The sequence below is a fragment of the Bacillus sp. EKM202B genome, from assembly GCF_011066025.1.
Classification (GTDB): Bacteria; Bacillota; Bacilli; order Bacillales; family Bacillaceae_G; genus Bacillus_A; species Bacillus_A toyonensis.
In genome coordinates this window covers 209,254-231,957 of the sequence record NZ_JAAMNK010000008.1, presented here as the reverse complement: position 1 = coordinate 231,957, position 22,704 = coordinate 209,254, and the positions used below count along the sequence as shown (strand labels likewise).

Annotated in this window: 12 protein-coding genes and 4 pseudogenes; 12 read left to right on the top strand and 4 right to left on the bottom strand. The window is 32.5% G+C overall.

From position 1 onward, the window contains the following. The 5 genes and pseudogenes from aspA to G9F74_RS13245 all read left to right on the top strand — a co-directional run. Positions 1-192: pseudogene (gene aspA, locus G9F74_RS13265) on the top strand (aspartate ammonia-lyase); the annotation flags it as partial. 15 nt (positions 193-207) lie between these two features. Next, positions 208-750 (top strand): annotated as a pseudogene (locus tag G9F74_RS13260) (ATP-binding protein); the annotation flags it as partial. A 200-nt stretch (positions 751-950) separates the two neighbouring features. Then, on the top strand, positions 951-2,918 hold the full coding sequence (locus G9F74_RS13255) for a penicillin-binding transpeptidase domain-containing protein (RefSeq protein ID WP_016108431.1): 1,968 nt from the start codon (positions 951-953) through the stop codon (positions 2,916-2,918). 442 nt (positions 2,919-3,360) lie between these two features. Then, complete coding sequence (locus G9F74_RS13250) at positions 3,361-3,894, top strand: RNA polymerase sigma factor (protein WP_016108432.1); 534 nt, start codon at positions 3,361-3,363, stop codon at positions 3,892-3,894. Further along, entirely contained in the window at positions 3,884-4,711 is an 828-nt protein-coding gene (locus G9F74_RS13245; RefSeq protein WP_016108433.1) for an SH3 domain-containing protein, read from the top strand. Before G9F74_RS13250 ends, G9F74_RS13245 begins: the two co-directional genes overlap by 11 nt. An 11-nt stretch (positions 4,712-4,722) precedes the next feature. Here G9F74_RS13245 and G9F74_RS13240 read toward each other — a convergent pair whose 3' ends face one another. After that, positions 4,723-6,483: a peptidoglycan D,D-transpeptidase FtsI family protein gene (locus tag G9F74_RS13240; RefSeq protein WP_016108434.1), complete on the bottom strand. Its 1,761-nt coding sequence runs from the start codon at positions 6,481-6,483 to the stop codon at positions 4,723-4,725. A 390-nt stretch (positions 6,484-6,873) separates the two neighbouring features. On the opposite strand from G9F74_RS13240, the gene G9F74_RS13235 reads away from it, so the two are divergent. From G9F74_RS13235 to G9F74_RS13205, 7 genes and pseudogenes are all read left to right on the top strand, one after another. After that, the gene (locus G9F74_RS13235) at positions 6,874-9,009 is read left to right on the top strand and encodes a peptidoglycan D,D-transpeptidase FtsI family protein (protein WP_016108435.1); all 2,136 of its coding nucleotides are present in this window, start codon (positions 6,874-6,876) and stop codon (positions 9,007-9,009) included. Positions 9,010-9,229: 220 nt separating this feature from the next. After that, complete coding sequence (gene bla / locus G9F74_RS13230; protein ID WP_033657364.1) at positions 9,230-10,156, top strand: class A beta-lactamase Bla1; 927 nt, start codon at positions 9,230-9,232, stop codon at positions 10,154-10,156. A 701-nt stretch (positions 10,157-10,857) separates the two neighbouring features. After that, positions 10,858-12,176: pseudogene (gene hblC / locus G9F74_RS13225) on the top strand (hemolysin BL lytic component L2). 61 nt (positions 12,177-12,237) lie between these two features. Next, positions 12,238-13,467 carry a hemolysin BL lytic component L1 gene (hblD, locus tag G9F74_RS13220; protein ID WP_080119703.1) on the top strand — a complete coding sequence of 410 codons (1,230 nt, stop codon included), beginning with the start codon at positions 12,238-12,240 and terminating at the stop codon, positions 13,465-13,467. 27 nt (positions 13,468-13,494) lie between these two features. Further along, a complete protein-coding gene (gene hblA, locus G9F74_RS13215; protein ID WP_016108438.1) occupies positions 13,495-14,628 on the top strand; it encodes a hemolysin BL binding component B in 1,134 nt (377 codons plus the stop codon). 556 nt (positions 14,629-15,184) lie between these two features. After that, positions 15,185-17,794 (top strand): putative mucin/carbohydrate-binding domain-containing protein, encoded by a 2,610-nt coding sequence (locus tag G9F74_RS13210; protein WP_016108439.1) that lies wholly within the window; start codon positions 15,185-15,187, stop codon positions 17,792-17,794. A gap of 392 nt (positions 17,795-18,186) precedes the next feature. Then, positions 18,187-18,288 (top strand): annotated as a pseudogene (locus G9F74_RS13205) (DUF2179 domain-containing protein); the annotation flags it as partial. A 537-nt stretch (positions 18,289-18,825) separates the two neighbouring features. Here the strand turns inward: G9F74_RS13205 and G9F74_RS13200 are convergent. The 3 genes from G9F74_RS13200 to G9F74_RS13190 are packed head-to-tail and all read right to left on the bottom strand — an operon-like array spanning position 18,826 to position 22,548. Beyond that, the gene (locus G9F74_RS13200) at positions 18,826-19,953 is read right to left on the bottom strand and encodes a Ger(x)C family spore germination protein (protein ID WP_000619989.1); all 1,128 of its coding nucleotides are present in this window, start codon (positions 19,951-19,953) and stop codon (positions 18,826-18,828) included. After that, the gene (locus tag G9F74_RS13195) at positions 19,950-21,053 is read right to left on the bottom strand and encodes a GerAB/ArcD/ProY family transporter (protein WP_000527375.1); all 1,104 of its coding nucleotides are present in this window, start codon (positions 21,051-21,053) and stop codon (positions 19,950-19,952) included. The genes G9F74_RS13200 and G9F74_RS13195 overlap by 4 nt, the downstream gene beginning before the upstream one ends. Further along, entirely contained in the window at positions 21,040-22,548 is a 1,509-nt protein-coding gene (locus G9F74_RS13190; protein WP_016108440.1) for a spore germination protein, read from the bottom strand. Before G9F74_RS13190 ends, G9F74_RS13195 begins: the two co-directional genes overlap by 14 nt. Positions 22,549-22,704: the final 156 nt, after the last annotated feature.

Below are 22,704 nucleotides of genomic sequence, written 5' to 3'. Positions count from 1 at the left end.
GCCGTGAATCCTCATATCGGTTATGAAGCAGCAGCTCGCGTTGCGAATGAAGCAATTGCAACAGGTCAATCCGTTCGAGAACTTTGTGTGAAAAATGGTGTATTGTCACAAGAAGACTTAGAGTTAATTCTAGATCCATTCGAAATGACACACCCAGGGATTGCAGGAGCATCTCTTTTAAAGAAAAAATAAATAATGAAGAAACGAAAAGAATCAAAAAAAATCAAAAAAGGATTAGAAATGGTCTTATATGTTGCTCGTTTAGAAACATTTGAACAGGATTTTCATGTGGACAGATTGCAGTTATTTGGAATGATTGATTCTGCTATTCATGAAAATAAACATCTATTTATACGTAGTTATGTGTATCCAGAGGTAAAAGTAGAGCCGAATCTTATTGTAGAAACAGATAAGAAATGGTTTTGATTTATACTCAATCAAGTACTGTCAAATGCAATTAAATATTCATCAAGTAAGAAAGAAAAAGTATTAGTATCGGCGTGTTCAAAAGGACGAGCAATTATTTTGGAAATAAAAGATTATGGGGGTGGTATTCCTACTGCTGATTTACCATGTGTTTTCAATCCATTTTATACTGGAGAAAATGGTAGGAAATTTAAAGAGTCTACGGGAATGGGATTATATCTCGTTAAAGAAGTATGTGAAAAATTAAATCATAAGATTGAGCTAGGATCTGAGGTAGGTAAGGGAACAAAAGTTAGAATCATATTCCCGTATGCATCTCGTTAACCGATGAAAGGTATACTTTTCATCGGTTTTTCTTTTGAATCTTACAAACTTCTCTCTTCAAATGCAACTTAAGCGTAATTTAATTTTTTTGTAAATATGGAACAATGTCATTACTTACACTGTCTATTAAGCGTTGAAACATTTTTTATTTAATAAATTAAGAAAGGAATCATCATTTTTAACTAAGGGAGAAGATTGAATTGAAAAAATTATGGATGCTGTTTTTCATTTGTTTCGCAGTTATGTTAGTAGGGTGTAATAAAAACGAATCGCCCAAACAAGCATTTGAAGAATATGTTAATTTATGGAATGATAAAAAGTTTGCAAATATGTATGATCATTTATCAGATCATGCCAAAAAAACGATTTCTAAAAAAGAATTCACAGAAAAATATCAAAAAATCTATGAGGGGATTGGAGCTAAGAATTTAAAAGTTAAAACGAAAGGAGAGAATACGAAAGATAAAGAACGTTTTCTTTTTGAAGTTAAAATGGATACGGATGGAGGAACAGTTTCATTCATCCATGAAGTAAAACTTGTGAAAGAAAAGGAATCTTGGAAAATAGATTGGACGCCAGATTTCATTTTCCCAGGTATGAAAAAAGATTACAAAGTACGTATGCAAATAGAACAAGGAAAACGCGGAGAAATATACGATCGAAATGGAAAAGGGCTTGCAACGAACGGTAAAGCGTCTGAGGTTGGAATTATTCCAGAGAAACTAGGTGAAACAGCAGCGCAAACGAAAGAAATAGTAGCACAATTACTTGATATGTCTACAGAAGAGGTTGAACAAAAGCTCACAGCGAAATGGATAAAACCAGACTCCTTTGTACCAATTGGCATTTTAAAAGAGGGAACCAGACAGAATGATTATATTGAATTAGAAGGAGTTTCATCTCGCCCAATAAATATTCGTACGTATCCATTAGGAGAAGCAGCGGCACACTTAACAGGATATATAGGAAAGGTGAATGCAGAGGAGTTAAAATCGCTTCAAAAAAAAGGTTATCAAGCAGATGATTTAGTGGGTAAGACAGGTTTAGAAAAAGTATTAGAGAATAAATTGCGTGGTGAAAAGGGTGGACGCGTATTTATGGAAGATGAAAACGGGAAAGAGATTAAAAACGTAGCAAAAAAAGAAGCAAAAGAAGGGGAAAATGTTACGTTAACAATTGATGCTGCAATTCAAGAAAAAATCTTTAATGAGATGAAAAATGAAGCAGGATCTAGTGCAGCGGTCAATCCTAAAACGGGTGAAACAATCGCACTTGTAAGTAGCCCTGCTTATAATCCAAATATAATAGTTAGAGGAGCGTCAAAAGCCCAAAGAGAAGCATGGAATAACGACTCTAAACTGCCAATGATGAATCGCTTCACAAAAGCATTTGTACCAGGTTCTGTATTTAAAACGATTACAGGTGCAATTGGTTTGGAAACGAAAACATTAAATCCTAAAGAAGAATTTAAAATTCAAGGATTGAAGTGGACAAAAGATTCATCGTGGGGAAATTATTATGTAACACGTGTGAAGGAAGCTAGTCCAATTGATTTTGAAAAGGCAATGAAGTACTCTGATAATATTTATTTTGCTCAACAAGCTTTGAAAATGGGGAAAGAACAGTATGTAAATGAATTTAAGAAGTACGGATTTCATGAAAAATTACCAATCGAATACGAATTTCCTATTTCAACAATTGCAAAAGATGGGATAAAAAATGATATTCAACTAGCAGACACAGGATATGGACAAGGACAAGTATTAATGACGCCACTTCATTTAGCATTAACATATGCACCGATTGTGAATGAAGGGAATATTCCGTTGCCTCATCTGTTAAAAGAAGCAAAAGTAGCGGGGAATTGGAAAGAAAACGTGGTCTCTAAAAAGAATCAAGAGATAGTAAAGAGTGCATTAATAAAAGTTATTAATGACCCTGACGGCGCTGGGAGAATTGCTAAGGTTGATGGTGTAACTCTTGCTGGTAAAACCGGTACAGCAGAACTGAAGGAGTCGAAAGAAGCAGACGGAAAAGAACTTGGATGGTTTGCAGCGTTTGATGCAAATGCGCCAGACATGATTGTTACCATGATGATTGAAGATGTAAAAGGAAGAGGGGGCAGTAATGTTCCAGGCGAAAAAGTAAAACATGTTTTTCAGAAATAACACTAGATTATAAGGTGAAATCTTTTACTATATATATTATATGTATGCTTAACTCAATAGTATAAATTGGGCAAAACAAAGAACAATTAAGTTTTAAAAAAAGCATTCTCCCTACTTGAGAATGCTTTTTCTATGTTATTGTGGTTCTAAAAAGTTGATATCTTATCATTTTCATTATTTAAATCAAATTCTATTGTTTCAAAAGTGATTTTTGAAATAGTATTTGCAAGTACGGGCTGAATATAGAGTCTGTCATCGAAGAGAATGTAAAGGTGATTATGTAATAAAATGTATTGCATACCTTTACATTTTTCAGGAGAATTCTTCTATCAAAAAAAGATAAACAATGGAACAAATGAAACTTGTATCATGTCTATATATTGAAACCATATTAAAAGTGAGGGCAGTTTTATGTTTATTCAAATAAGTTTGAGGTGTGGAAATGGAACAGAAGTTTATTGGAAAATGTAATCATGATGAGCTTGACTATGTTATTAAAGACTATTGGCAAGATGTATGGAATTATTCATTTATTATTACGAAAGATCCACACTTATCAGATGACATCACACAAGATGTCTTTATAAAGGTTTTTAAACATTGGCATTCGTTTCGAAAGGAGTCATCTATTAAAACGTGGATATTAAAAATTACAAGAAATACAGCGATAAACTATTTGAAATCCTCTTATTTTAAAAGGATATCTTTAGTGGGATTTTTTAGTGACGACAAGCAGTCTTCCTCGGCAGAACAAGAGTTTTTTAAGCAAGAGGAACTAAATGAACTGTGGGATGTTGTATTAAAATTACCTAAAAAACACCGTGAAATACTAATACTGGACACGAAATATGAATTATCTTATGAAGAAATGGCTGAAACATTAGGTGTATCAATTGGAACAGTCAAATCTAGATTAAGCCGAGCGAGAAGCAAAGTTTCAAAACTAATAGGGGAGGGTAGTAGTGATGAACAGTAAAAAAAATCCTGACTGGTATAGTAAATTGAAAAAAGGCCCAATGGAGCATCGGAAAGATGAAGAAGAATTTATTTATAAAATAAAGCAATCGGTATATCAAAATAGTGAAGTAGATTCTGTAACAAATAAGAGACCATTTCGTAAAAAAGCATTGTCTGTTGCAGTTGTTTTGGTTTGTACTATGTTATTTTTTATTGTTCAACAACCTTGGCTTGATGACAATAAATCACCGGTACAAAGTAGTACTCAAATTAAGCCGAAAACAAAAGATGAGTCTGCTCAAGATCCATCATTAAAACAATTTATGAATGATTTATATCAAAGCACAAATTCAAAAAATGAAAATGATTTGTATAGAGCATTAAATGATGAAGTTCTATTTAAAGGGAAGAGTTATAAGAAGGATGAATTGAAGTTTGATGAAGACATTTTTCATGAGTTGCAAGTCGCTCTTACAATGGGGGGAGAATTTGCAAATGATACAAAAAAAGTATACAAAGTACCAAGTGGTTTGACAGAAAGTAACCAACCAAAGCAAGCGCATTTTATATATGCAACTATTACTGGAAATAAAACAAAAATTTTTGCTGAACCAAAACGAGAATCACAAGTTTTATATGAAGTATCTAATGAAATGGTAAAAGCTTGGATTCCAGAAAAAGTGCAAAATGATGGATATATAAAAATATCGACAATTAACGGCAATACTGGATATGTGCAAAAAGAGTATGTTTTAACTGATATTAAGTATTCATTTATGTTCGAAAAGAATGATAATGGTGAATGGAAAATAATAAATATAGATTCTATTTGGTAAAAGAGGAAGGTTCACTTTAATGAACCTTCCTCTTTGCTATTATTTTCTTTTTGAAGTGTATGCCAAGAATCTAAAATTTCTGATGTCACGAGAGCAGCGATGTTTTTTTCTGAATTACTACCAGGAATAACGACAGAAATGGCGATTTGTGGATCTTCAGTAGGAGCATATGCAATGAAAAGAGAATGATTTATCATTTTTTCTTGCTCATTCGGAAAACCTGTAATACCCGTTTTACCTGCGACATGAAAGGGTAAGTTTTTAATCTCCTCTATATTTTGACTCATTCCGCCTTGCACGACACTCCAAAACTTCATAGGATAACGATTTGAGCTTTCTAAAATTGGTTTAAACTTTTTTGTTTCCTTACCGTCTGGACTCATAATAGCACTTACGATTTGAGGTTTATATTTATCACCTTTACTCGCCAAAGTTGCTGCATATTGAGCGAGTTGAAGAGGGGTATGCACTTCATTTCCTCCCCAAGAGGCATTTAATAAAGCGGAGATTCCATTTTCAAACTTATTAGATGGATGGAATTCATATTGTCCGTCTTCTTCAAAGGGTAAATCAATCCCGGTTTTAGAACGTAGGCCGAATTGCATTAAATAATCTGTCCATATATGTGCCACTTTTTCTATATTCCCATTATTTTGGTTGAATAAGGGCAGAGCTACTTTTGCTGTCATAAATGTATTAGATGAATTAATGATAGCCTGCCTCGGTGTAATTGCACCTGTTGGCGTTCCAGGTGCATTCGTAATGTTATTTTGATTATCATACTGAAAAGTACCCTTATCTAAATAAGTATCTTCAGGTTGAAAAAGCTTTTCGTTTAATCCAATTAAAATAGTAAGAGGCTTTATAGTAGAGGCCATATTTACATAAGATTCACCGTACTTTAATTTTTGAATTGCTTTATTTTGCGAAAGTGATTTAATGTTTTCATTTTTAGATGATACATGTGTATGTAATGTATTTGGATTAAAAACTGCCGAGTTGGCCATAGTTAAAATTGCGCCAGTTTTTACATCGGTTACTACAACATAACCAGCTTTAGCAGCAGGTGTTTTCTTAATTTGAGATCTTAATGCTTCTTCTGTTTTTTGCTGCAATTCAGTGTCTAAAGCTAGCTGGACATCTTTTCCTTTTTGTACTTTTGGAATGTTCCATAAGAACTTTTTATTATTCATTTTAAAAATCAGAGTTTTTCCGGGTTTTCCTTTTAAATCATTTTCATATTGAAGCTCAATCCCACTTTTCCCAACAGGTCCATACTTAGAATTAAGGTCATTTTTTACATACCCAATTAGCTGTGAACCAATTTCGTGTTTAGGATAATATCGAATCCATTCATCTTTAATTATTACATTATCGGGTTTGTTCTTGTTTATGAATGTAAGTTCACTCTCATTTATGTCAGAGTATAACGGTATATCATTCATAGTCTGCTTTTTACAAGATTGTTGTAAGTGTGATTTTACGTCCTCTGCAGAAATGTCATGTTGAAACTCGTTTGAAAATTGATTAAAAAAAGCTAATGTGTTTGATGTATCTTGATTTGATAGCTTTTCATCATTAGAAGTGCAATATAGAGACTTAACTTTCTTATTTGTAGCTAGTATTACACCATTTTGATCAAAAATTTTTCCTCTTTCAGCTGAAGAAGTTGCGATAGTAATTGAAATGAAGTTGATTTTTACTAAAAGTAGTAAAATCAAACCTACAATAGAAAGAACCGCAAAAAATCTCCATCTTTTTGTATGTAACATATAACCCTCCCTTATGTAGCCTATTTCATCTTATAGTTAATTATTTTTTTTGTAAATGTGGAACAATTTTATTATTTAGGTTGTCTATTAAGTATTACAGCATGAAGAAAGGAATAATTAGTATGAAAAGTTACTAGCAAGTCTATGTGTAAGCTTAATATGAGTCATTATACAGTTTAGCATTTCTAATGCAAGTGATAAAAAAAGATAGAAAACAGGAAAGGAGATGTATCAATTACGCGGCTAAACGAAAGGGACTTGACGCTTACAAGGATGTATAAAAAAAGATAAGGCACTATTTATAACTGAATGGTGGTTTCTAATATATAGGGAACGTATTTATTTACTAAGTATTAGTGAGGAGTTCCGGAAGAATTATATGGAGGGTTTATGAAAAAACAAAAAGAAAAGAAGCTGCAGACATATATATCTATACGATTGAATATAATGTTCCTTTGCATATTTCTACTATTCTCAGCCATTATTATGCAGCTAGGAAAAGTACAAATCGTTGAGGGAGAGGCTTATAAGAACCAAGTGGAAAGCAGTCAAAATGAAACAACTAGTATACCCGTTCCACGTGGACAAATTCTAGATCGAGAAGGGAAAGCAGTCGTTAATAATAAATCTCTTCGCACAATTACGTATACAAGGGTGAAGGGGATTACGAGTGAAGATATTTTAAAAACAGCAAAAGACTTGGCGAAAGTACTTGAAATGCCTGAACAAGATATAAGTAAGTTAACCGAAATCGATAAAAAAGATTTCTGGATGCAGTTGAATAAGAAACGTGCAGAGACAAAGATTACTAAAAAAGATATAGAAAAGTTTAAAGAAAAGGGAATAGAGGGAAAAGAGTTAGATAAAAAAATTGATGACTTAAGACGAAGTCGCGTTACAGAAGTAGAATTGGCAGAATTAACAGCACAAGATTTAAAAGTGTTAGCTATTAAAAGTAAAATGAGTTCAGGTTATCAACTGACACCACAAATTATTAAAAAAGATGTAACAGATGAAGAGTATGCACGGATAAGTGAAAAGCTTGTGGAGTTCCCAGGAGTAGATGCAACGGTTGATTGGGAACGTAATTATGTAAATGGTAATTTATTTCGTTCCGTGTTAGGTAATATTACAAGCAGTGAAGAAGGATTACCGAAAGAAAACTTAGATTCTTATTTGGTACGTGGATATAACCGTAATGATCGTGTAGGAAAAAGCTATATTGAACAACGATATGAAGATGCATTACACGGTACAAAAGAAGAAGTGAAAAACATTACTGATAAATCCGGAAATATTGTTAGCACAGAAATAATCTCTAAAGGAAAAAGTGGTAATAGTTTAACATTAACGATTGATATGGAATTACAAAAAAAAGTGGAAGAAAGTATAGAGAAAAACTTGAGAGCTTTTAAGAGTTCAGAGCCACTGTTGGACCGAGCTTTTGTCGTCATGACGAATCCAAATAATGGACAGATTTTATCTATGGCAGGCAAAAAGATTGTAGAAAAAGAAGGGAAAATAGAGATTGAGGATTTGGCTTTAGGTAACATGACAACTTCGTATGAGCTAGGGTCAGCTGTAAAAGGTGCTACTTTATTAACTGGATATGAGACAGGGGCAATACATCCAGGAGATCAATTTTATGACGCGCCCATGAAATTTAAAGGTACACAAGCTAAGAAATCATGGAATGTATCTGGATTTGGTAATATTAATGATTTAAGAGCTTTACAAGTATCTTCGAATGTATACATGTTCCAAACGGCCTTACAAATCGCAGGGGTTAATTACGTACCAAATGGTACGTTGGATATTAAACAAGAAGCATTTGATACGATGCGCTATTATTTTAAACAATTTGGTTTAGGTGTCCCAACAGGTATTGATTTACCGAATGAAATAACCGGACAAACGAGAACGGTAGATAGTCAACCTGGGTTTTTACTAGATTTTTCTATCGGTCAGTATGATACGTATACGCCATTGCAATTGGCACAATATATTTCAACAATTGCGAATGGCGGTTATAGAATGCAACCTCAAATTGTACAAGAAATACGAGAACAATCAATAAAAGAAGAAGAGGTTGGCAAAGTTATACGCTCTATAGAGCCTGTCGTATTAAATCGAGTTGATATGAAGACAGAACATATTGATCGGATAAAAGAGGGGTTTAGATGGGTATTCCAAGAAGGTGATGGAACTGGCGTGAAACATTTCAAAAATGCTCCATATAAACCAGCAGGAAAGACAGGGACAGCTCAAACTGTATATGGAGGAGATGATCCAATTGGTAGAAATGCAAAAGGAGAACGTATGGAATGTTACAATTTAACATTAGTTGGATATGCTCCATATGATAATCCAGAAGTAGCATTTTCTATAGTAGTCCCATGGCTTCATGATGATAAAAGTGGAATTAATTCTATAATTGGAAAGGAAGTTTTAGATGTATACTTTGATTTAAAAAAGCAACGTATACATGGTGAAGCTACTAATACAGATAGTTCTAAGCAAAATTAGAGTACTTTTCTCAGGGAAGAGACCCTGTTTATATAAAGCCATTTATAAGTAAAAAAATGAAATGTGAAATAAGAGATAGCGGCGATCATAGCTACTATCTCTTATTTGTTAATAACTCTCATACTAGCTATAAATTTTTTTCGGTTTATGGAACAAATTTGGTTCCGTGATTGTCTATTATGTGTACGTATAAAAAGGTGCTGAAAATTTGAAAGGAATGATGATTTTGAAAAACAAGAGGATGCTAAAAATAGGAATGTGCGTTGGTATATTAGGTTTAAGTGTTACAAGTCTAGAAGCTTTTACAGGAGGGGCATTGCAAGTTGAAGCGAAGGAAAAGACTGGACAAGTGAAACATAAAAATCAGGCGACGCATAAAGAGTTCTCTCAACTTGAGAAAAAATTTGATGCTCGATTAGGTGTATATGCGATTGATACTGGTACAAATCAAACAATCTCTTATCGACATAACGAAAGATTTGCCTTCGCATCAACCTACAAGGCTTTAGCGGCAGGAGTATTACTACAGCAAAACTCAATTGATACATTAAATGAAGTCATAAAATTTACGAAAGAAGACTTAGTGGATTATTCACCTGTTACAGAGAAACATGTAGATACTGGAATGAAACTAGGAGAAATTGCTGAGGCTGCTGTTCGTTCAAGTGATAATACTGCAGGGAACATTTTATTTCATAAAATAGGCGGACCTAAAGGATATGAAAAAGCGCTTAGACAGATCGGGGATCGGGTTACTATGTCTGATCGCTTTGAAACAGAATTAAACGAAGCTATTCCAGGAGACATTCGTGACACTAGTACAGCGAAAGCAATTGCTTCGAATCTTAAAGCTTTTACGGTCGGAAATGCACTTCCGGCTGAAAAACGTAAAATTCTTACAGAGTGGATGAAAGGAAATGCTACAGGAGACAAACTTATTCGTGCAGGCGTACCAACTGACTGGATAGTTGGAGATAAATCAGGAGCTGGAAGTTATGGTACACGAAATGATATTGCTATCGTATGGCCGCCAAATAGAGCACCTATTATCATCGCAATTTTATCTAGTAAAGATGAGAAAGAGGCTACCTATGATAATCAACTAATTGCAGAGGCAACTGAAGTGATAGTTAAGTCTCTTAAATGATAATTCCTCAATTCTTTATGTAACGTAATTGAAAATATGAACCTAGAAAGCGATTCTTTTCATGTGAAAAGAATCGCTTTTTTGTATTCCTATAATGAATAGTAAGTAAATAAGCAAATATTGTTATTTTATGATAATTTATCCGTTAAAAAGTGCATGAGGGGAGTTTTCTCCTGTGATGTTCGTAGTAACAAAAATATTATTTATACGATAATAATATTTTTGGCGTATGTATGCTAGTTACTCCTAGATGGATATGTAATTTTACATATCCATCTAAAAGACACATATGCGTCAATCACTATTAAATTATATTGAAATTATTTTCGGATGAGGGATTCATATAGGCTTTAGGGAATAAAAGGATTTTTATGTTTAATTATCATAGTATAATTATTTCACTTTATGAAATGAAATTTGATTTAACTTTTTTAAATATAATATTTTATAATTTGAATAATAAATATCTGAAAAATCAAATTTAATAAAAGCGATTTTCTGGTTTACTTATGAAAAACATAGTGTTTAAAATGAGGGGGAAGTAAGGTCCTTATATTCTTTCAAAAATAAATAAAAAACGAGATGTAATTACTTTTTTGAAAAAATCTCTAACCTCAAGTATGTGTGAAGAAATCCTAACGTTATGTTGTACAACATTTACGATTAAAACTGTAAAAAACAATAGTGAAGAGGTGTACGGAATGAAGAATAAAATTATGACAGGATTTTTAATAACATCAATCGTTACTGGAGCGACTATTCCTATGAATACTCTCGCAACGCCAACCGTTCAGGCAGAAACGAAACAAGAAAATATAGATATATCCTCAGCATTACGAAAAATAGGTGCACACTCCAAATTAACACAAACCTTTATAGATGGAGCCTTAGCAAATCCGAATGTGCAACTTGAAGAAGTTCCATCTTTAAATACAACTCAATTTCTAATTAAACAAGATATGAAAGAGTGGTCATCAGAACTATATCCAAAATTAATTCTACTAAATTCAAAAAGTAAAGGATTTGCAACCAAATTTAATAGCTATTATCCAACATTAAAAGGATTTGTAGATAATAAGGAAGATAAAGAAGGGTTTTTAGATAGACTGGAAGTTCTTCAAGATATGACTATAACAAACCAAGAAAACGTGCAACGTCAGATTAATGAGTTAACAGATCTTAAACTACAGGTAGATAAGAAACTGAAAAATCTTGATACAGATGTGGTAAAAGCACAAAGTGTACTTAGTTTAGAGGGAACAGGAAAAATAGACAAATTAAAAAATGAAATGCTAAATACAAAAAAATCAATTCGAAATGATTTACAGCAAATAGCATTATTACCAGGAGCTTTAAATGAACAAGGGCTAAAGGTATTCCAAGAAATTTATAGTCTATCAAAAGATATCATTGAACCGGCTGCTCAAACCGCAGTAGTGGCGTATAACAAAGGAAAAGAAATAAACAATGCTATTGTAGAAGCAGAGAAGAAAGCAGAGCAGGAAGCAACAGAAAAGGGAAAATCAGCTATAGAAATTGAAGCTGCAAAAAAGAAGCACGTGAAGCGATAGAGAAAAGTAAAAAAGGTGAAATTGCTGCAGCTGCAGTTACAAAAACGAAAGAGTATGATCTTATGAAAGTGATTGATCCCGAAAAAATTAAAAAAACATATAGTACCTTTGCCGAAATTAATAAACTAACAGCAGAGCAAAGAGCATATTTAAATGATTTAGAGAAACAAAATCAGAAATTATATGAATTAACAACTAAATTAACAGTAGCAGATTTACAAAAATCAATGATTCTTTTCATGCAAAATGATTTGCATACATTTGCTAATCAAGTAGATGGGGAAATTGAGCTAATGAAACGTTATAAAGAGGATTTGAATTTAATAAGTAATAGTATTACAAAATTATCGACTGAAGTTGATACTAATAACACTCAGTCTCAAAAAGATACATTAAGACGACTAAAAAATGTAACAAATCAACTCGAAGAACAAGTTTATAAATTTTAATATTAAGAAATTAAATTTAATAAAAAATTATAATGCAACTGAAAATAAGGAGGAGAATCAAATAATGAAATTTCCATTTAAGGTCATAACTTTGGCCACGTTAGCAACGGTTATAACTGCTACGAATGGTAGTACTATTCATGCACTTGCACAAGAACAGACAGCACAAGAACAGAAAATAGAAAATTATGCGTTAGGACCTGAAGGGTTAAAGAAAGTGTTGGCTGAAACAGGCTCTCATATTCTTGTAATGGATTTGTACGCAAAAACAATGATTAAGCAACCGAATGTAAATTTATCCAACATTGAATTAGGTTCAGGAGGGGGAGAATTAATCAAAAACATTCACCTGAATCAGGAACTGTCACGAATCAATGCAAATTACTGGTTAGATACAGCGAAGCCAAACATTCAAAAGACAGCACGTAATATTGTAAATTATGATGAACAATTTCAAAATTATTACGACACACTAGTAGATACTGTAAAAAAGAAAGATAAGGCAGGCCTCAAAGAAGGAATAGGGGATTTAATCGGTACAATTCATACAAATTCAAATGAAGTTACGGAAGTTATTAAGATGTTAGAAGCTTTTAAAACAAAGTTGTATACAAATACTGTAGATTTTAAAAATAATGTTGGAGGTCCAGATGGACAGGGGGGATTAACGGCTATATTAGCGGGAAAACAAGCGTTAGTCCCACAACTTCAGGCCGAAATTGAGAATTTACGTTCTACGCAGAAAGCACATTTTGATAATGTATTAGCCTGGTCAATTGGTGGTGGATTAGGAGCAGCTATTTTAGTTATTGGAACGATTGCAGGAGCGGTAGTAATTGTTGTGACTGGTGGCACAGCGACACCAGCTGTTGTTGGTGGTCTAGCAGCTCTAGGGGCAGCTGGTATTGGTTTAGGAACAGCAGCTGGTGTTGAGGCATCGAATCATATGAACTCCTATAATGAAATTTCGAATAAAATTGGAGAATTAAGTATGAAAGCGGATCTAGCTAACCAAGCAGTTATTTCACTTACTAATACAAAAGACACTTTAACATATTTGTATCAAACAGTTGATCAAGCAATTATGTCTCTAACAAGTATTCAGCAACAATGGAATACAATGGGAGCAAATTATAAAGATTTATATGATAATATCGATCAAATGCAAGAACATAAACTTTCGTTAATACCTGACGATTTAAAGGCTGCAAAACAAAGTTGGAATGATATTCATAAGGATGCAGAATTCATTTCAAAAGACATTGCATTTAAACAAGAAAAAACAAACTAAAAATATATATGTATAGGAGGAATTAAAGTGAATAATAATTTTCCATATAAACTACTTGCTGTATCGACGTTTTTAACTCTGACAACAACTACTGTAGTTTCTCCAGTAGCAGCTTTTGCAAGTGAAAGTAAAATAGAACAAACGAGTGCTGAAGATATATCTCTTTCTGTAAACAGCGAAAAGATGAAAAAGGCTTTGCAAGATGCTGGGATATTTGCAAAATCCATAAATGATTACTCTTATTTGTTAATTAATAATCCAGATGTTAACTTTGAAGGAATTGATATTAAAGGATATACAAATCTACCTAGACAAATTCTACAAGATCAAAAGAATGCTAGAGAGCATGCTTCAAAATGGGATTCACACATAAAAAAACAACTTTTAGATACACTGACGGGGATTGTAGAGTATGATACTAAATTCGACAATTATTACGATACATTAGTAGAAGCGATTAATGAAGGAGATGCAGATACATTAAAAGAAGGCATTACAGATTTACAAGGTGAGATTAAACAAAATCAAGCATATACACAGAATTTAATACAAGAACTAGCTAAGTTAAGAGATAGTATTGGAGAAGATGTTCGAGCATTTGGAGGTCATAAATATATCTTGCAATCGATTTTAAAAAACCAAGCATCTGGAATAGATGAAGATGAAAAACGCCTAAATGATGTTTTAGAGCAAGTAAGACATTTTAAACAAGTAGAATCAGATGGAATAATAACTGTATCAGTTCCTTCAATCCCTACATGGATTGCTGGCGGTATTATGATAGGGGTAGCAAGAGATAATTTAGGTACGTTAGAGCCGTTGTTAGCACAATTACGTCAGACTATAGACTATAAAGTAACGTTAAACCGCGTAGTTGGTGTTGCGTATAATAATATTAATGAAATGCACGATGCAATTGGATCCGCTATTAATGCTCTTACCTATATGTCTGCACAATGGCATGATTTAGATTCTCAATATTCAGGAGTGCTTAGTCATATTGACAAAGCGTCCCAAAAAGCAGATCAAAATAAATTTAAATTCTTAAAACCAAATCTGAATGCAGCGAAAGACAGTTGGAAAACATTAAAAGCAGATGCGTTTACATTAAAAGAAGGTATAAAAACATTAAAAATGGATCCTGTTTCTTCAAAAAAATAGGGGAATACGGTTTTTGTTTCAATGGCATTTATACAGTCATAAAATGATTTTTTGTTCTTTATAAATTGAAAAGACAGAGGTGTAATTGGGCCTCTGTCTTCTATTTTTATTGAAATATTTCTTAGTGTAGTGAAGGCTCTTACATTAAGAGTAAATAAATATATGTATAACTCTATCCTATATGTAAAAAGTAGTTATACAAGTTTAAACTTTTAAGGTAAATGATTTTTATGAATTTTTCCATAAATAATAATCTATGATTAGTAAGCTTTATATTCTTATTTTACTAATTGAATACTTTTATACAATTAGATGGAAGTTAACAATACTGAATCAAAACATAATAGGTTGTTATTGATGAGTTTATCGCAAAGTTGTTATTTTATGTGTCATCAAATAACATTTATAAACAATTAGAAATAAAGAAAAGGAGATTAGTATGAGAAAAAATAGAGTATTAGATACAACATAAATAGCGTAAATAATTTTTGGTGTAAAAAAATAATAAATAAAATAATAATCCTTACATGCACTAAGGAAAAATGAGGGAGATAATATGGGGAATAATTCAAAATATAAAACTAGAAAAATACTTGCAGCTACTGCTACAGTAACTATGCTTGCGACTGGAATGATTTCTTCATCGGATGTCTTTGCAGAGGAAAGGCAGCAGCAAAAAAAAATATCAACATCACTGCAAGAAGAAAAATCAGTTAAATTAGAAAATAGAACATATACAGTCCCAGGAAAAGGGGATGTTGAGGCACTAAAACAACAGGAAAGAAAAAGTATGGCATTTAGCCCATATGAACCAACTGGTTTATATGCAAAGCCAAATGAACAAATAACGATAAATGTAGAAGGAAATCAAAATATTCAAGCATACATTGGAACGTATTCGTATGATGCTTCTTGGAGAGAAGATTCTAAAATAAAATCATTTACATTAAAACCTGGTATAAACACAATCCAATCTCCAAATGGGGGGATGATTTATTTTTATAATAAACAACAAGGTGGCACTATTCGAACAACAGTCACAACAGGTGGAACGACTACTCCTTTCTTTGAACTAGGCAAGCATACGAAACAAAATTTAATAAACATGCTGGACCAATATCCAAATGCACATGCAGTGGAGTTAAAAGGAGAACGTGTATTAATTACGGCCAGCCCGGCACGTGTTAAGAAATATTTGTTAGGTTCTAATACAGATCCTGTACAACTCTTAAAAAAGATGGATGAAGCTACTCGAATTCAAGACAAAGTGGCTGGATTATCTGAAGAACAAGTAGATAAACATTATATTCATTACGTAGAAGAAAATCATTCTCCTGATTATTATATGTATGCAACTTCTTATCGAACCGCATATGTAGGAGACGCAATCCAATACGTGTTAGATATTAATAAATTTATAAAAGATGGTTGGGGTCCATGGCATGAGGCAGGGCATTTGAGACAGCAATCACCTTGGAAGTTTTATAATATGACAGAAGTACAAAATAATATTTACAGCCTTTCTGTAGAAAAAGCATTTACATCTAATCAACCTTTTAGATTACAACAAGAGGGTGCTTATACTAAGGCATTTCAATACTTAGAACAATCTAATAAAAATTATGATGAAATTAGTGATGCTTTTGTTAAGCTTGTTATGCTTTGGCAACTACAGTTAGCATATGGAGAGGATTTCTATCCTAAATTGCATCAATTGTATAGAGACATGCCTTCAAATGAACTTCCACAAACTGATGAAACTAAAAAACAATTATTTATGATTTCAGCATCAAAAGTAGCTAAACAAAATTTGATTCCTTTCTTTGAGAAGTGGGGATTACGTCCAAATAACGATACCATTCAAAAAGTGACTGCATTAGGATATCCAGTTTTAACAGCAGAAATTTGGAAGGGTACGGATTCTAATCCAATTAAACCAGATATGCCTAATGGAATTAATATTTTAGAAGGAAAACAGTTTGCATGGTCACTAAAAGGAATTAGTGATTTCGAGTTTGCTAAAATCAATTTCAATAAGTCGACAGAAGAAATGCAAGTTGACTTAAAAACAGGCGTACCACATCATTATTTTAATGAAACATATGCGAGTATTAAAGTACAAAATGCATCAGGGAAAGTAGTATACAAGAAAGACATTTATGGAAACAAACAACAAAGTGCTGAATCGCAAAAAGTCCCAGTCAAAATAGGAGATTATATTGAGTTAACACATCTAGAAGGTGTGCATAGAGCTACTCTCATAAATGTAGATAATAGTAAACAAGAGAGCTTTGGAAAAAAAGCAATGTATGAAGTTACAAAAGAGGGCTTGAAAAAAGTAGAAAAAATGCCAGAAGTAACAATTTTAGATGGAAATCAATTTGCATGGTCACTAAAAGGAATTAGTGATTTGGAGTTTGCTAAAATCAATTTTAATAAGTCGACAGAAGAAATGCAAGTTGACTTAAAAGCAGGCATACCGCATCATTATTTTAATGAAACATATGCGAGTATTAAAGTACAAAATGCAACAGGAAAAGTAGTATACAAGAAAGACATTTATGGAAACAAACAACAAAATGCTGAATCGCAAAAAGTTCCAGTCAAAGTAGGAGATTATATTGAGTTAACACATTTAGAAGGTGTGCATAGAGCTACTTTCACAAATGTAGACAACAGTAAACAAGAAAGCTTTGGAAAAAAAGTTATGTACGAAGTTACAAAAGAAGGCATGAAGAAAGTAGAAAAAATGCCAGAAACAACGGTTTTAGACGGAAATCAATTTGGTTGGTCTTTAAAAGGATATAGTGATAGAGAAATCGCAAAAGTAGATTATAATAGGGCAACTGAGAAAATGCAGGTGAAGTTAGAAGCAGGCGTACCACATTCTTACTTTAATAATACGTATGCAAGTATTAAAGTACAAAATTCATCCGGTAGTATTGTGTACAATAAGGAAATAGTGGGAAATAGACAACAAACTGCCGAAAGCCAAACCGTGCCCGTAAAAGTGGGAGATTACATTGAGTTTACCCATATAGAAGGGGAAGCAGTAAAGGAAAAGACACGCGCTACACTTATTAACCTTGAGAATAATAAACAAGAATATATAGGCAAAAAAAGAACCTATCAAGTTACTTCAACGGGATTAAACAAAATAGATTAACATGAAGAACATTTAAATTATTAGTAAGAAGCCAAATAGTCGTTCATTATGAACGGCTATTTGGCTTTTGGAGCACTTTAAGTTTAAGTGTAAGCAATAGAATAAATATAATGCTTATACTGGCATGGATGATGTTGTTATTAATTGGAGGATTATTTCCAAAAAAACGAAGTAGTACAAAGAAAACGCTAAAGTTTGAAGCTGTTTATTATAAACGAAAAGGGAATTAAACGGATAGTTGGTTTAAATAAATATAAAACTAGTTAAGTTTGGATAGATACATAGGGTAAACTGAATTTATAAGAGGAAAAATAGCTAAAAATTATGTTGGAGAATAGAGCAATGTCTAGGAGCTATAAATTTGAGAAAAAAGAAACAGAATAATAAGGTAAATGAAAGAACTTATTCATGAAATTGATGAAAATGCCTTTGTCACTGTATATGATGTTGCGGAAGTAAAAGGAGGAAACTTTAAAAAGCAAGATATCCATTAAGGGTATTAACAAAGTTAAATATTTTATACATAGTTGATTATTGAAAAAGATGAAACCCACATTTAGATAGAAATCTGATACGTAATAAGGGGGACAACAGTAAGGCATAAGGGCAGTACTTTTTGTTTTTTAATAATTGATTATTATTTTTTGTAACTTTTTATGGATATGATATCTGATAATAATTAGTTATTGATATAGAAAAGCAAGAAATTTGAAATAATCTAAGGGGATAAGTAATAAAATTTCATTGATAACAGAATAGGATATTTAAACTAACAATGATTTATTAAAGCCACATTAAACGAAAACATTATGCACAAATATGTTGATGTGTATCTATTATATCAAGGTACATAAAACAAAAACTAAGATGTTCGTACGAACTCGAAAAGCTGAAATTCCTTAATTTAGGAATTTCGGCTTTGATATTATGTCATGGAGTTACAATTGGAATGGAATCTGGCATATATACTGCACTAGAGTTAAAAGTTCTTCAGTTCCTTAAATTAGAAACTTGTACTTGAATAGGCTAGTCTAATTTCTAATGGTCCCAGTATCTTTTATTTTGACGTGTGTCTTTACATTTATTTTAGCCTCTGCTAACGCTTGCAACCAATCTCCTTTTCGTTTTTTCCACTCTTTATATTGAAAAGCTCTAGCATATAGGGATAATCCGATTGGATCAATTTTATTCTGCTGTATTTCATTCAACATATTTTGTAAATTCTTATTAATTTCTTTTTGAATAGCACTTTCTAAATTATTTATATTTTTTTTATTATCATAATGCTCCTTAATTAAATTCACATTGGTTTTTTCTATTAAAGCTACATTAGCATTTATATGGAGATTAAATACAAACTTTCCGTTTTGAAAATTAACATCCACCTTCCGTGTCGCATTTTGTACCAAGATAGAAGTGTTTGGTTTTTTGTTGGATTTTTTAGGAGGAAGCACAAGGTGTAGTATCATTCGGCCGCTATTTTTCGACTTATTTATAAGATTGAAAAATTTAACGTCTTTTTTAGGGATATGAGTTAAATATTTTCCTTGTCGATTTAAAAATGCAATGCCTACTGTGTCGATTTCATTCTTTGTTTTCTTGATAATCGGAACAGTTTGTGTCATTCCTTCTTCATTTCGTTCTCTCATTAATTGTTGAATTGTAGAAGAGACGGATTGATTATTTTGAATTGAAGATTCAATTACACCATTTATATAAGATGGCAGTGATGGTTTACTAGGCTTATGAACTTTAAAAATTTCTTCTGTAGGTCCATCTACAAGTACTACTTTAGCATTAATGGTAGCGTAAGGATCACGGTAAGAAGAATCAAGTTCCTGTAACCAATTTGATTCTTGTGCTAATTTTTTCCCAATTAAAATAATTTCAGCTTTTGAGGCTGTCATATAGCCCGTTAACTTCGTATCTATCTTACTGAATCCATTATATACAGTGGATGCCTGTGTCCAATGCTCTATAGTACTTTGTTGCTGTTTATGATGAAAGAGTGGGATGCTTGTGCCAACTTTTATGTCTCCATTAGGGGTTCTATCCAAGCCAATTAATAGGATTAATGAAACCTTCTCAAGAGGAATTCTCTGACTACAACCAATCAAATATACACAACAAATTACAATCCATATCCATTTTCGAATCAAAGTTGTTTCCTCCTAGTAACCCAAGCAAAAAGAATGCTGTAAGCGAAAAATAAGATTGGTAATAGAATAAAGAAAATGATATTTAAGATATCCATAAGAGAATATATAAATAAATATTGATCCACATTTGGATTTAGAAAAATAAATAAGCCGACTATTAATACCATAAAACCAACCAACGCCCAATTGCGAGCGTTTTTTTGAAGTGAAATGGTCACAGACTCAAAACTGAAAAATAAATATGGATATATTGTAGTGGAAAATACAATTAAATAGTAAGCGATATATATAATTTCTAATCGTTCTATGAAAGAAAAACGAACTCCTTTTAACAGATGAAATACTGGCCAAATTACGTCTTTTATCCCCTCAGGACTAAAGTATATATAAGAAAGAATAGTCACATAGAGATAGAAAAACATGGTTCCAGTATTCGCTATTAGTAGTCCCTTTATAGCTTGTTGTTTTTTTTGTAAGAACGGATATATATAATATGCAATTTCTAAGCCGGCATAAGGGGTAATGGTTTCTTTTGTTGCCTTTACAATAGGGTATAAGCCATCTTTAAAAATAGGTAGTAGATGTAAAGGAGCATACATACTCTTTAATGAAAAAAGAAGAAATAGTGGCATCCAAGTAGTGAAGAAGAAAACAAGCATAGAATAACTAGTAAGGGCCCTTAACCCACTTAGGGCTAAAATAATAAAAGGCAATAGTAATAATATGGTGATTTGATAAGCAGGAGTGGAAGGGAATATCCACACTTTTACAATATCAGTTGCCTTTAATAAAGTATTAAAGCCAGCAAAAAATAGATAAAAAGCATATAAAAGAAAAAAAATTGTCCCTAGCCATTTACCAAAGTATGTTTTTAAAATCTGTGAGAAATTTTTGTTAGGATTTTTTTGTAACATTAATATAATAAATACGCCAATTATAGAAGTAGTTATCCAACCCAGAATGATAGAAATCCAGCCATCTGTGCCAGCGGTAGTAGCAAGTGGGCTCGGCATAATTAACATACCTGAGGCTAGTTGCAGTGAATGAATGAAAACAATAAATTCAAATAAAGTTATGTTTTGGAATTTAAGATTCCCCATGCGAACCACCTTCTTTTTTCTTTTTTTGTTTCGGCTGTCCAGTACTCGAGCGGGTGGTGATCATAGAAATAGGAAATCTTACAAAGGAATCTTTTAACTCTTGGAGACGAAATGGTGCTATTGGCAATCCGTATGGTGAACCATAGGAAGTTAGTGAAACAAAATGAGCAAATAAGAGCATTAATCCACTAACAATACCTACAATGCCATAAAAGTATGCCAATAACATCATTGGAAAACGAATAAGGCGTATAGAACTTGATAAATCGTAATTAGAAACAATAAATGATGCAATGGCTGTAATAGATACGATAATAACCATAACGTTACTCACAAGACCAGCTTGAACAGCCGCCTGCCCAATTACAATTCCTCCAACGATCCCAATAGTTTGTCCAATTGGTTGTGGTAAGCGAATACCAGCTTCACGTAGCATTTCAAGTGTAATTTCCATTATAAATGCTTCCAGCAGGGGAGAAAAAGGGACTTTGACTCTTGACGTTGCAATAGAAGTGTATAAATCTAAAGGAATGATTTCAAAGTGAAAAGAGACGATAGCAATATAAATTGCGGGTAAAAAAATCGCTATAATAAAACCAGCAAATCGTAATAAACGAAAAAACGATGCAATGAGCCAATGAATATTATAATCATCGGGGGTTTGAAAAAATGCAATTAAATTCATTGGAACAATCATTGCACCAGGGGATCTATCCATTAAGACTGCTACTTTTCCATCAAGGATATGATTTGAAATCGCGTCTGGGCGTTCGCTTAAATAGGCCTGTGGAAAAGGAGTCCAATTTTGATCTTTTGTATAATTAGATAGTTCTCCAATGCTCAATACCGCATCCGTTTTAATATTACAGATTCTAGTTTCTATTTCTTGGACTACGTCTACGCTTGCTACATCACCTAAGTAAATTAAATAGACTAAAGAAGTGGCTCGTTCTCCAATCGTCAGCTTTTTGATTTTTAACTCTGTAGAAGGAATATATCGACGAATTAGGCCTATATTTTTTGTGGCATTCTCAATAAAACCATCATGTGAGCCTTTAATAGTAACTTCTGAAATCGGTTCTTGAATGGATCTCTCTGCCCAGCCTTTTGTATTTATTAGAAGTGACCGCTTTTCTCCCTCCATAAACAGTACACATTGACCCTCAAGTAATCCTTCTTTAATTTCATTCCATGTATATACTATTTTGGTATGAGTAGCAATAATATTAGAATTAAATATTTGACTGTCTTCCTTTACTTCTTGTAATAATGGTGTAACAACATTGCTTTTTAATGCGACACCATCTGTAAGGCCTTCAAAATAATATAATAAAATATTCGTTTTTGTTTTTAATTGCAAAGGATGTTCAATCAAATCTGCACTAATATCAAAGATGTTATTTAGTGTATCTTTAAGTCTTTGTAAGTTACTCGTTTGGATCTTTTCAATGGATTTATCTGTCTTCGTTTCTAAGGTCTCTTCATTTAAGGACAAAATTGACACCTCTTTAATATATAACGATTAGTTGTATTTATTATTTTTATATGATTGAATTTTATTCACTAATTTAAACTGATTGGGAACAAGAATAACTAAATTTGATGTGCAATATTATAAATGCAATAATTGAGAGCCAAAAAGTAGATGTAA

What these genes read in the sequence shown, in the direction of transcription:
- G9F74_RS13240 (WP_016108434.1), bottom strand. Translation starts at nt 6,483, where the DNA reads ATGTTACATACAAAAAGATGGAGATTTTTTGCGGTTCTTTCTATTGTA.
- G9F74_RS13235 (WP_016108435.1), top strand. Translation starts at nt 6,874, where the DNA reads ATGAAAAAACAAAAAGAAAAGAAGCTGCAGACATATATATCTATACGA.
- G9F74_RS13195 (WP_000527375.1), bottom strand. Translation starts at nt 21,053, where the DNA reads ATGGGGAATCTTAAATTCCAAAACATAACTTTATTTGAATTTATTGTT.
- bla (WP_033657364.1), top strand. Translation starts at nt 9,230, where the DNA reads ATGATTTTGAAAAACAAGAGGATGCTAAAAATAGGAATGTGCGTTGGT.
- G9F74_RS13245 (WP_016108433.1), top strand. Translation starts at nt 3,884, where the DNA reads ATGAACAGTAAAAAAAATCCTGACTGGTATAGTAAATTGAAAAAAGGC.
- G9F74_RS13250 (WP_016108432.1), top strand. Translation starts at nt 3,361, where the DNA reads ATGGAACAGAAGTTTATTGGAAAATGTAATCATGATGAGCTTGACTAT.
- G9F74_RS13210 (WP_016108439.1), top strand. Translation starts at nt 15,185, where the DNA reads ATGGGGAATAATTCAAAATATAAAACTAGAAAAATACTTGCAGCTACT.